Consider the following 12,108-nt stretch of genomic DNA (forward strand, 5'->3'; position numbering starts at 1 on the left):
ATTTCAGAATATTGAGGTTGTTGACGTGAAAAAAATTTGCGTTATTGGTGCTGGGTTTTCTGGTGCGGTCATCGCTCGTGAGCTGGCTTTGGCAGGCATGACCGTTGATATATTTGAAAGCCGTGATCATCTTGCGGGTAATTGCCATTCGGAAAGGGATCCGGAAACCGGGGTGATGCTCCACGTTTATGGGCCCCACATTTTCCATACCAGTAACGAAAAAGTCTGGAACTATGTCCGGCAATTCGACGAATTTATGCCGTTCACAAACCGGGTAAAGGCAATAACCGGTGGCAAGGTGTATTCGTTGCCGATTAATCTCTTCACGATTAATAATTTCTTCAATAAGACTTTCTCTCCGGACGAGGCGAAGGAGTTTGTCGCCGAGCTCGGTGATAAAACTATCGAAGATCCTCAAACTTTTGAAGAGCAGGCGCTCAGGTTTGTCGGGAAAGAGCTCTACGGAGCATTCTTCAAGGGCTACACGACGAAACAGTGGGGCTTGCATCCTTCAGTTCTGCCTGCGAGCATTCTGAAAAGATTGCCGATTCGTTTCAATTACGACGACAATTATTACGCAAGCAAATTTCAAGGGATGCCGAAGCACGGGTATACGTACATCGTCGAGAAGATGATTGATCACCCAAGCATCAAGGTGCATCTCGGTACGAAAGTCGAAAAAGATACTCTTGAGAGCTACGATCACGTATTTTACAGCGGCCCGTTGGACGCATGGTACGGCTTCGAATACGGTCGCCTGGGCTATCGAACGCTCGATTTTGTTACCGAGCGGCACGAAGGGGACTACCAGGGAAATGCTGTAATCAACTACTGCGAAGAAAATGTGCCTTGGACGCGTATCTCCGAGCACAAGCATTTTTCTCCGTGGGAGGAGCATGAAAAGACGGTGATTTATAAGGAGCACAGTCGGACTTGCGGTCCGGACGACGTCCCTTATTATCCTGTCCGCCTGGTCGACGATAAGGAATTGCTGAATCGCTATGTCGCGTTGGCGCGAAAGGAAGAAAATACGACCTTCGTCGGGAGATTGGGCACCTATCGCTACCTGGATATGCACGTAACGATTGGAGAGGCGCTTGATGTCGCGGAGCAGTATCTGTCCGCGGTTAAATCGGGAGTTCCGATGTCGCCTTTTGTAGTCGACCCGCTCGCGTAACCCATCATTCCAGTCGCCCTGTAAATTTGGAAATTTACAGGGCGGGAACTAGCACGACGAACTGTTTTCTTTGCGATTGGGGCGTCGTGCTTGATCGGGATATTCGACAGATGGTCGAAAGAACAAGCTCGCCAAAGATGCGCGCGTGTTTGTTGAAATGGCAGACAATCTCGAGTTGCTGCGTTTGGATGCTATTTTCACATTATAAATAAAAATACTTTCAGCGAGATCTAGCAGGTACGGTCGCCATCCTTTTGAAATTCTCTTTCTGAAAAGATTATTTCTTATTCCGTAATAGTGCTTTCTGAATTTCTCGGGCGGGGCGCGAAGTAGATCGTCGCTCTCGTTTTTATCCGTCAGGTGCGTAACGACGCTCTTGAATGCGTAAATTCCAAGCATTTCCCCATTCGTAATTCTCTCGGTGTATTCTATATCGTCGCCCCAAATGAACATTTCTTTAAATGGGAGGCCGAATTTTAGAACTGCATCTCTGGAGATGAGGGCCGAAACGAACGAGCAAGAGCGTACCAGTAGGCCATTGTGTTCAAGAAGCTTATTGAATGGTTGGCCCGATGAATGTAGCCGAATCCCTGGAAGATTCATTTCATGTGGGCTATCGTCCTTCCAAACCACATGACTGCAGACGAATCCGATATCGTTGATCGGACCGATGGCGATTTTCATTAGCTCGGAAAGGGCGGCCGGATGGGCTACGCAGTCGTCGTCGAGAAGCCAAAGCCAGTCGTAACCATCCTCGATTGCCTGTCGCATTCCGCGATGAAATCCTCCCGCCCCACCTTCATTGTGAGTTGAATTTATTATTTTGAAGCGAGGATCGGAATTGTACCCGCTGCTGGCCAGGTACTCTGCAGTGCCATCGGTGCTGGCGTTGTTAACGATATAGAGCGAATCAACTTGCTTAATTTGACTTTCGAGCGAATTGATAGCGAGCTTCAAATAGTCGCATCTATTGTACGTCACAAGGATCGCTGCCGTGCGCGGCTTAGGAAGAGAACTGATCCCGCGGGTTTCTGTATGCATCTCGAATTCGTCTGTAAAATTTGACCTGCTTATGCCACCATTTTTTATAAATATAGATGTTTTTGTCTAGGACTGAGGATTTCTTGAGGGCAGCATTATAAGACAAAACGATTGACAGCAGTGGCTCTTGTGCCTCGAATGCGGGAAGGTGAGTCGAAAAAGATTCCGGTCGTTCCGGATCAAATCCACTGAAATGAATAAAAATAAGCTCGCGCCCGTTGGCTGTAAGTTGCCCTTGTGTGAGATCGATATGTCGCTCGTGTAAGTTCCAATATCCTACGTTCATGCCTGGGTGGCGAGAGATTTTGCAACTCGGATATAGTGCCGGGACGAGATCGAGCCAGCGTTGATCGCCGCACATCCCCTTATCCGGATCATTTCTACCGTATCTGATTACCTGACTCGCCCACCAATCAAGGAACGAAATACCCTGAGTGCCTCGCCGAACTCCGATGAATCCGGCGTTGAAAACGCCGCCACGGAGTAGGCTAAGCGCCTTGACTCCAAATGGCGTTTGGTGATTGAACGGTTCGAGGTAATGCGGCGTGAGCAATATATCCGAATCGCAAAAATCGGTAAAAATATCAGCGATTTTTCCTGTAAACCATATGTCGGTGTCGAAATATAGCGCCGATTCGTATTTCTCCAATATTTTCTTAAACATTACCGGTTTGAGTGACCAGCAGAGTTCGGCAGGAGTGTATTGAGTTGAAAGCTTCTCTATAAATTGAGGTGGGGTTACGCTTTCTGCGCGAATGATCTTGTCGCAGAATGACTCGTCAAGCGAAAAATCAGCGGGTGCGCCGACTACAAATAAATATCTGTCGATGTTGCTTCTGTTTTGAGGATCTGCATCGTTCAGGCTGTTGAAAAATACGGATGCTTGCCCGATGTGACTAGGTGTGCAGATCGAAAAAATAGCGCTGTTGGCCATTGAGGTGGGTTCTCTTCACGAAGCGTTACTGCAATAGGATCGCATGTCCGAGGGCATCAAATTTCCGAATGATGGCTTGCGCGGGCATCGCCTCTATCGCGTCCGGATCATCCGGATAAGCGGATGTGCCGCACTCAAGGGGAATTGCCGTTTGCTTTTCATATCAGTCAAGTTCCGATTGTGATGGGCAGCGCGCGGCAGGAACTCTACGAGCTGATCTCAGAAGCAATATCTTCCCGGGACGTCGTGCAAGATCAATTTCCATCTCTTGGGCCATACCAATGCCGAATGTCAGAGTATAGATCATCTCGGTTGCAGGTTCGCGGTTTCTGTACTGTCCATTCTTCAGAGCGCTGTTAGAACCGGAAGGCACATCTGTCGTCTGTGCGTGCTTCGGAAAGGGCGCTTGAAATACCTTGAGCTGCCGAGATAATCGCTTTCGTTCGAAAATACGTGCAGATTATCTGATTGCGTCGGAACGAGTGTATCTAAAGATCACGAAAGAAATTTGATACGGTTATCGGGTTCGTCTAGATGTGGAATTACCCGAAGCAATCTTGATCCTCTCGAGGGCTCGAGAACTATGCAATGAACAGGATTTCTCTCGTAGCCGGCGCAGCCGACTCATGCGGTCTGAGGGCCGCGCTTGCTACCCGTTTGGGACGCACCCACACGGCCCGGATTGCGGAAGCAGCAGCCGGATTCGACCCGAAATCCCGAAGCACCGATGTCGATGCAAATTTGGCTCTTCGGTCGAAGTGATCAACATTCCGATGGCGGATCGATTGACCTTTCCAAGCTTGTCGGCGCCGGGCAGTGGGTCCGGCGCCGCATCAGCATTTCGTGCGCGTCATGGTCAACGAGGCCGTCTTCGGATGTCAGCAAGATCAGCGAACGGCGGAGCGGTACCCCAAGTGATATCCGCTCCGATATTCGTATTGCACTATCTTTCCAGACGCACGAAACGAGCCAATTTTCGTTGAAATTTAGCGTACTTCTCTAAGTGACATTTTTGAAATTTGAATCTCTCCGCTTGGAGCAGAGCAGCGGAATGTGAAACATGCGTTGTCACGTGGGAATGCAGGGTAAACAAAATCAAATGATATCGGAGCCCATATCAGCGGAACAAAATTTTCCATATATATGCCGCCGCCGTTTGGAATAATATTCCCAAATGAATACTCGAGGCGGAGCATCTTCAGATCATTTGTAGCTGAAGTGATGGGGGTGGTGCCTTTGTAAGTCGATCGATCGATAAATTCTCTATTTTCACCGATGGTAGGATCGATTTTATCGGGGTCGACAAAGGCTGGGGGGAAGCAGCGGGCCCAGACCGTCAAACGATAGCGGCGCTCCACCACCGGCCGCTGCAATCGGACTGATTGACCAAGGGCCGTGCCAATATCCAGACGATAGGCCGAATGACCATCGGTTCCGTCCGGGGCCAAGGGCAAATTGACTGCATCAATCGGCTGGATGCGTTCGATTTCCCCCGCGATCGACCAGCCATCAGTCAGATCAAGGCCCGGATTCACCAGCATTTCTCCACCAAACTCCCGGAATACAGGTTTGGCCGGGAGGGATGGCTTACCCAGGCTGCCTCGGTACGAGATTTTGACATCCATTAACTTCCAGGGCGAAGGGCTTTCGATAAGCAAAGAAATGCTGTCATTGCACATGGCATGAGGCAATTCTTTCTTCGAAATATAGATCGGCTCATTTGAAACTCCGATCTCCCTCCATGCACCGTTAACTACCCCGCGTCCTGATTGATACTTTTCCTGGTTGGAAATGAATGAGCCGGCGTCGAGGTGGTCGTGAACAAAAATTCTGACGCCTTGCTCGAAAGTGCTAACTTCGATTTTAACTTCATCTAATGTTCTCGGTGTGCCGGGTAGGGTTGCCTCTATCAGGCCGACATTGGGGAACAAAAGAGATTGCTTACTTTCAAGCAGAAAATATTCGTCTGTCTTTCTCGAGTTGTCACCCACCGACATGTTATCTACACAATCGTAATCTCTCTGTTTCGATCGGTGCAGATGGCTGTGAGTGATTGATATCTCTTTCCACTTGTTCAGCAGGTCGAAGTTGTCGAGATTAATTAGATCTTCGATCTGATAGGTCGTAGTTTGATGACGAGGCCGGTAGAGTTTCAACGACCGGTCCGGTGCCGGCAAGCTGTTGAGTGCGGATGCGATGTTGAACCACAATATCCCATTGGATCGTGTGCCGGTATGAATTTCGTTGGCGCCAAAGAATGGGCTTGGCGTCAATTCTCCAATTTGCTGGTTGTGCGTCATGGAGTCGACGAACATCACGTTATGTTTGTCCGCGATGTATCGAAGTGCTGAGTACTCTGTCGCACTGCCGCGAAATTCCGTGGCGAGGATGGGTTCGATGCCAAAGCAGCGGACGGTGCGAATTAAACGCTCAATGGCGAATTGCCAGTGTCGCATGCCAGCCGCTCGCATCCACTCGTCATTGTCTCTGCTAATGACTACAGCGAATTTCGCGTTAAAATCGCTGAATCTCTTCCCGTCAAAATAAGGCTCGTCATCGATGATTCGTTTCATCATCGTCAAGCAGTCGTTTCCGGCGACGGAGAAATTCTTAACCTGATATTTCGTTAAGGAGGAAAGCAGGCTAATGGCGGATTTGTCTCGCAGGGAGAAATAGCCATCCATGTGGCTGTCGCCGATCACAACGATGGCGTCACTATTTTCAATGGTGACGCTTTCCCAGTTCTGCTGCGCCTCTTCTGCTACTTCACTTGCCTGCTTTTTCTTCAAAAAAGCAATCATTCCATCACCTATCTAATGCGCGAATTAGTATATATAGTCGAGATTGAGCTTTTCCCCGCCCAGCTCTTCTAAAATTCCATTTGATATTACGTCGAGATTAAATAGCGTCATGCAGCCGTCGAAGTGGTTCATTCCGAGTTTGTGTGGAAAGGCATTCACTTGCTTCAGGCCGGTCAGCATTTCAGCATAATACTGCTCCGCAGCATTGAGGCTATCGTAAAATATTTTATGCTTTAAGTTTGCTCGATCGTCGCGATTTAGAATGATATTTCTTATATCGGTTTCGTCGTGGGAGCGTGCGTCATAACAGTCATCCGATATGATCGCGGGCAAATTCTCCTTGATGCTTTCCCGGAGGAATTTTCGATGTTCTGGTGCGTGACCTGTTTGTGGATTAATGGCCAGGCTGACAAAGTTAACAGCCGGGTGTAGTTCGGATAGCTTCTCGGAATAGAATATCCCGGCATAGCCTCCCGAGCTCATTCCGCACATGAATACGTGCTTGTATTTTCCGCTGTTTATTAGGCCGGTTATTGAGTCTAGTATGTATTGGACGTCGTAGAGATACCAGTGGGCGGGGCCGCTTTCTGAAAATCGGACGAAATCCATGCTGAGGGCAATTGGGAGGCCAAAAAATTCCCATCTTGTTCCTCCGGGACCTCTCGACCCAAAAGAGCAACCTGCAGAGTTAAATATAACTAGAAGCGCTTCGGACTCGAAATTCTTCCCGATTTCGATGTTGATTTTACTGACGAGATGGTTCCAGTGGCCGGCCGTCAGTGGCTCAAGAATGCGGATCGATCGACTCTTTTTCTCAAGCGAAAATCCGCTTCCATACATCTGCCACCGTTCAGGGGATTCGAATATGATCGAATCGAATTTGGTGCAGTTTTTTCCTTCTTTGTCAAAAAACAGGAGCGCGCCGTCTTCGGTTTTCCACGAAATTTCGTCGAGTCCGCCTTCAATTTCGCCGCTGCTTCGAAGTATCAGATTGCTTTTTGAAATGCTGCCGTCGCCCAACTTAAATCGAAGCGGATTATCGATTATGCTTTTGATGTCCATTTGCACGCCTCTTTGTTAATTCCGCTTGTAAATAAATTCCAAAATATGTCTCCGTCTTTCTGCCTGGAGTGGATTGATGGCGCTATAAATATTCTATCCTCTGTCGATACCCGGCTCAATGATGGGAGCACTGTAGCGCGAGCCCTCAATTCTCCGGGGGCAAATGTCATCCGAAGCGCGCCGGCGATGGAAGTGGGGTCATGCCGAGAGGGCGCCCGATCGTTGTGGCCTGATGTCGGGGAGAGGGGCACTCATGCTGAGGTTTTCATCAAGTGGCGTTGCATGCGTCAACTCCGGATTCTCAAGTGCGGCTGCCGTTCTGCTGGGGGCGCCGTCCATGTTGTCAACGCCCATCACTTGCTCGCGGCCATATGCTTCTACCAAGTTGTCGGCCGAGCGGGATCCTGACGTCCAGAGTACGCGCCGCTCAGCCGCGGTCAGCGGCTTTCGGCTGTAGGCGTCGTCAGGTCGATAGGCGATCTTCACCGTTGAAGCTGTCGATTGCTGTTCGGGGAGCGACAGGTCGTTGAGGCATTGCGTCTGGACGGCCGGGACGAGGATTTCCCGAGCATGCTGACGGGAGCAACGGCGCTCGAACCAAGACGCCTTTCGTCTTCGTGATAGACCGCCCGCGCGGCGGTTCGACGCGATGTCGACGGTCTGGTGTGTCGCCTTGGCCATAAGATGAGATTCCGTGTGCTGCGAAATTTGATGCGTGCGCTATTTTAACCGGACGGCTCCTGAGCAAGAGACTTGTGACGCACGAGGTTGAAGGGTGCGCATCACGGAATCTTGCACTGAGTCCGTGCATGTCGTCCATGCATCGAATATGTGCGCGGCTTGGCGGTGCCGGCTCGATACGAGCGGAATCGACCTCTCGCAAGTTGAGGGCGCGCGGAGCAAGCCTCCGATCGCGCTGGCGTACCGTTTTCAGCTCGGGTTGCTCCTTCTGAGGATTCTCGGCCGTTGCTGTCGCCGAAGTCGGTCCGCCAAAGGAAGTTGCCGCCAGTCACGGCCCAAAGCGGCGCCGATCACGCTATCAATTGACCGTGTTCATTGCTCAACGATTGGCTTATCGGGCCGGGGAAGACCGATCCAGGCGCGTTGATGCGATCGGTATCGTGTACGGTGGCGACAGAGCTGGAGTCACCGAGAGTTGTCACCCTATGAGCAAGTCAGGCGAGCATCGTAAGAACGATGTCGCTGAAGCGGTTGTACCGTCGACCAGACCGAGAGTATCGCGACGTGCAATCTCTGATCCGGGAGATGAGCGCCTGTTGCGGCCGACAGCTAGCGCCACACTCGTCAGGGTTCGGTGAGCCGTAACCGTGCGCGTGGCTATCTCCTCGAGTTCGACACGGTATAGCTGCAAAAACTGGGCAAAGTGGTCGGGCAACGTCTTAGTCAAGATCAGTGGTTTCGAGAGCATGCCGCTGGGTGTCACATCGTAATATCGCGAATTCCAGTTCGGCTTCGAATTGGGAAAAACGCCAATCTTTATCGTAATTTCTCTTCAAGGTTAGAATCCGATGGCGTAGAGGGTGACGATGGAAAAGATGCACAAGTTCGACGCGAGAATGGTGAAGGGGGAGGGAGGCTTGGTCGTCGTCGGTGATCCAGGCGTCGAGACAGATGTTCAGCGGCGTGGATTGTTTTTAGTAAAATTAAGAAAATTTGACAAATCTATTGATCATGCGACTGTGGCGTATTCCGAAAAAACTGAAAGAAATCCGAGCGAGAAAGCAAATGATGCGAGTTCTGAGGATTGATTTTCGGGATGAAGTGTTACCGTGTACAAGCAGTGGTATATGTTCCGCCGAGTCGTTCGGTCGATGGACCGATGGAACGATCGCCAAGGTTGGCCTGCCGGCCGAAATTGTCTCTACCCGTGCCGTCATGAAGATCGAGGTGAATGTTTCGGCATTCATATCTCCGAGTGTTGGGTGTCAAAGGGCCGATGTTTTGCTAAATGGTGTTAGGGCAAAGACATTGTCTTTTAACGAAGATAATAAGAATAAGACAGAGAGCATCTATTTTAAGGTGCCGAAGGATGGTGGGGTGGGTAGGGTAACCCTCGAATTTATTATCCATCATCCAACCAGGCCGATGGATGTCGATCATTCGCTTGACGATTCTCGCTCACTTGGCCTTGCGCTCAAGTCGCTGGATGTTTATCAAATCGAGGCGGGAGAGCATGTCGATGGTGATGTCCTTGATCTTGGACTCCTAACGGGGGCGTGGTACCCGTCGGGGAACACGAGGATGCGCCCAGATCCAAAATGGATGTTTCCAAGCGAATTGGATTTGGACGAGGGCGAATCAAAACATTTCGCTGTTATCGGAACATGTACGGCGGAAATGCTGACGGATATTGTCCGCAATACTTCGCACAAGGCGGATCATTTTTTAATGAATTCGTGGTTGCCCAATGAAATTCCGGATATTTCAGGGCAACACTACGATGCGGTCCTGGTCCAGTTGACATTGCGTTTTGTCCTGTACCAAGTCATCTCTCGCCACGAGGATGACTTGATGCATGTGAAGATGTCGGAGGAGGAGCAGGCGTCCATATTGAGAGATGCCGGCGAACTCCTGGAGAAACTTGTAAACAAGTTCATGTCGGCCCTTCCGGCGGGTGTACCTGTCTTCTTCACTTCATTTATCGAGCCGATAGCGAGTCACAGGGGGGTGTTCTGGAATAATCGAAAAACATCTTTGTATGTGCTCGTTCGTTCCATGAACGATCGCCTGGCCGAGATTCTGGATCATACTCCTGACGGGTACTATGTTGAGTTAAATGACCTTCGCCAGCATTATGGTGATATGTTCAGCTACGACGGGTATTTCAATCATTTTACTCATGCTGCCAACGATAGCTCGGAGTTTTATCTGGCATTGATTTCACGCGTTGATCAGGCGCTAAGGGTTTTGAAATCAAAAAATCCGATAAAACTGATTGTCACCGATCTTGATAATACCCTGTGGAAAGGGGTTTTGGCCGAGGAGGATGAGATTGTCAGTGCGTCGCTCGTCGAAGGTTGGCCTCTTGGATACGCGGAAGCACTCCTGGAGTGCAAGAGGCGAGGCATTCTATTGGCTATATCAAGTAAGAATGACGAGAAATTTATTCTTGAGAATTTTTCAAGGGTTTGGGGGAGTCGTATATCTCTCGAGGATTTTTGCTCGATTAAGGTGAATTGGGGGGCGAAGTCCGATTCAATCAAGGAGATTCTGCGAGAAGTCAACGTGCTTCCGCAGAATGTGCTATTTATCGATGATAATCCGGCAGAGCTGGACGAGGTCAGGCGGGCGTTCCCGGAGATGCGGATGCTCACGGGCGATCAGCGTCGATGGAGGATGATTCTTCATTATTCGCCAGAAACGCAGGTGTCGGTCGTGACAGATGAGTCGAAGGCGCGTACAGGGCTGATTCGAGCAAAGATCGATCGAGAGCTCAATTCTCGAGGCGTGGATCGTCAGGCCTATTTGCAATCCCTGGAGATCCGGGTAAAGCCAGGAGTAATTAATCGTCGCAGTGATGCAAAATACGTCAGATCATTCGAATTGTTAAATAAGACGAATCAATTCAACACGACCGGAAAGCGTTGGACCGAGCAGGAGTGCGAGGCGCTGTTCGCTGCGGGTGGGGAGTTCCTTGCTTTTGACATGGTGGATAAACATGCGGGGCACGGGATAGTGGCGGTCGCAGTGATTCGCGACAGTATCATTGAGCAAGTGGTAATGTCTTGTCGCGTCTTCGGCTTGGGTGTTGAGGTGGCATTGTTAAACTTTGTGATGACTCGGTTACTCGCTAACCATGACGAAGTGAAAGCTATTCGTAAGGTTACCGAGAGAAATGTGACCTGCCGGAACTATTTCTCGGATGCAGGGTTTCATGACCGTGACGGCGTGTGCCATGGTGGTGCAGTTCCGGAACTTCCGGCATGGATCGCGCTTACATTATCGCCATAATGTTGAATTTTACTTATTTTCAACGTGTGTCAGCAGATTGCACTCGCGGTCTCGGTCGGGATGGTGCAGAATTACGCATCCTCGAATGCGGGCGTGCCACCGACTTCACGAACGACGTGATTCAATGATGTACCCGTTGTCAACGGGTCGCTCGATGCTTTGGGCGAGGCGATTCGAGATAGTGGCTCGTCGGAGTTAAGTCAGCATTTGATGACTTTGTCGAGTTTTGTACCTTAATTTGAAGGGGAATGTGTTATGCGGTCCGATGTTGTTCCGGGGAAAATAAGGCAAACTTTGGTTGCTGATTTTTCCAAAGATCCTGTTTCGATCGCTTGTGAGGGCCTGTCGTTTGCCGAGTCGTTTGGGCGTTGGTCCAAGGAGTCGGTGGTGAGGCTTGTCGTGCCCGGGCACGCGCTTGCTCCGCGAACGCTCATGAGAATTGATATCAACATTTCGGCATTCGTCCCGCCTACCGTGAAAGAGCAGAAGGTTGACCTCTTTGCGAACGGTGTTAGAGCTGCCGGATGGACGTTTGCCGAGAAGAATATGTGGGTGCAGGAGCAAATATTCTTCAGGCCTGCGGAGTCGGACGCGTCGAATGGTATTACATTGGAGTTCCTGATTCATCACGCTACGCGACCGTCGGAGCTTGAAAAGAGCGACGATGAGCGTGCACTTGGGCTGGCGTTCAAATCCCTGGAGGTTTACCAGGTTGAGTCTCTCGGAAAGAGAAAGGCAGATGTTCTTGATTTTTCTCTTTTAAAGAAGCTTGGCATGTCGGTGAAGCGACCTTTTGAATAAATTCGAGGGCTGGAGATCGGCTGAGCGTTGCCAATTTTTGAGATAAAAAACAAAAGATGTGGCAATCGGGCTGATATCCGGTCGGTGACGGGGAAGGTGGTTCGCCGGGTTTGATGGGCCTACTCCTGATTTCCCTCCCTTGTTTGCGTATTCTGAGCTGCGTGAGCGGCGACAAGTTGCGACCTTGTATATTGCGGGATTCGGTGGGATTTCGACGGATCGCCAATTTTCGCGACGCGTCATGATCGATTTGATTCGATTCAGTTTCGCGAACTACCGGCAAGATTGGCGCACTATTTGGATGGTGCGGGATGGTTTGA

Annotated in this window: 9 protein-coding genes; 4 read left to right on the plus strand and 5 right to left on the minus strand. The window is 50.1% G+C overall.

Going from position 1 to position 12,108, the window contains the following annotated elements; translation table 11 throughout:
- Positions 1-25: 25 nt before the first annotated feature.
- Positions 26-1,177: a UDP-galactopyranose mutase gene (glf, locus tag BDO18943_RS24695; protein ID WP_006484978.1), complete on the plus strand. Its 1,152-nt coding sequence runs from the start codon at positions 26-28 to the stop codon at positions 1,175-1,177.
- A gap of 48 nt (positions 1,178-1,225) precedes the next feature.
- Here glf and BDO18943_RS24700 read toward each other — a convergent pair whose 3' ends face one another.
- The 5 genes from BDO18943_RS24700 to BDO18943_RS24720 all read right to left on the minus strand — a co-directional run bounded on the left by BDO18943_RS24700 (position 1,226) and on the right by BDO18943_RS24720 (position 7,696).
- On the minus strand, positions 1,226-2,218 hold the full coding sequence (locus tag BDO18943_RS24700; protein WP_175024420.1) for a glycosyltransferase family 2 protein: 993 nt from the start codon (positions 2,216-2,218) through the stop codon (positions 1,226-1,228).
- Positions 2,181-3,152, minus strand: a complete 972-nt coding sequence (locus BDO18943_RS24705; protein ID WP_175024421.1) for a hypothetical protein — start codon at positions 3,150-3,152, stop codon at positions 2,181-2,183. Before BDO18943_RS24705 ends, BDO18943_RS24700 begins: the two co-directional genes overlap by 38 nt.
- 986 nt (positions 3,153-4,138) lie before the next feature.
- The gene (locus BDO18943_RS24710) at positions 4,139-5,953 is read right to left on the minus strand and encodes a PadR family transcriptional regulator (RefSeq protein ID WP_175024422.1); all 1,815 of its coding nucleotides are present in this window, start codon (positions 5,951-5,953) and stop codon (positions 4,139-4,141) included.
- A 24-nt stretch (positions 5,954-5,977) separates the two neighbouring features.
- Positions 5,978-7,015 (minus strand): hypothetical protein, encoded by a 1,038-nt coding sequence (locus tag BDO18943_RS24715; protein WP_235996182.1) that lies wholly within the window; start codon positions 7,013-7,015, stop codon positions 5,978-5,980.
- A gap of 198 nt (positions 7,016-7,213) precedes the next feature.
- The gene (locus tag BDO18943_RS24720; protein ID WP_175024424.1) at positions 7,214-7,696 is read right to left on the minus strand and encodes a hypothetical protein; all 483 of its coding nucleotides are present in this window, start codon (positions 7,694-7,696) and stop codon (positions 7,214-7,216) included.
- 866 nt (positions 7,697-8,562) lie between these two features.
- On the opposite strand from BDO18943_RS24720, the gene BDO18943_RS24725 reads away from it, so the two are divergent.
- The 3 genes from BDO18943_RS24725 to BDO18943_RS24735 all read left to right on the plus strand — a co-directional run bounded on the left by BDO18943_RS24725 (position 8,563) and on the right by BDO18943_RS24735 (position 11,788).
- Positions 8,563-8,784, plus strand: coding sequence for a hypothetical protein (locus tag BDO18943_RS24725; protein ID WP_143282775.1), 222 nt, complete (start codon positions 8,563-8,565; stop codon positions 8,782-8,784).
- The gene (locus BDO18943_RS24730; RefSeq protein ID WP_175024425.1) at positions 8,762-10,987 is read left to right on the plus strand and encodes an HAD-IIIC family phosphatase; all 2,226 of its coding nucleotides are present in this window, start codon (positions 8,762-8,764) and stop codon (positions 10,985-10,987) included. The genes BDO18943_RS24725 and BDO18943_RS24730 overlap by 23 nt, the downstream gene beginning before the upstream one ends.
- Before the next feature lie 255 nt (positions 10,988-11,242).
- Entirely contained in the window at positions 11,243-11,788 is a 546-nt protein-coding gene (locus BDO18943_RS24735; protein WP_012492935.1) for a hypothetical protein, read from the plus strand.
- The last annotated feature ends 320 nt before the right edge of the window (positions 11,789-12,108 follow it).

This window comes from Burkholderia aenigmatica, from assembly GCF_902499175.1.
Taxonomy (GTDB): domain Bacteria; phylum Pseudomonadota; class Gammaproteobacteria; order Burkholderiales; family Burkholderiaceae; genus Burkholderia; species Burkholderia aenigmatica.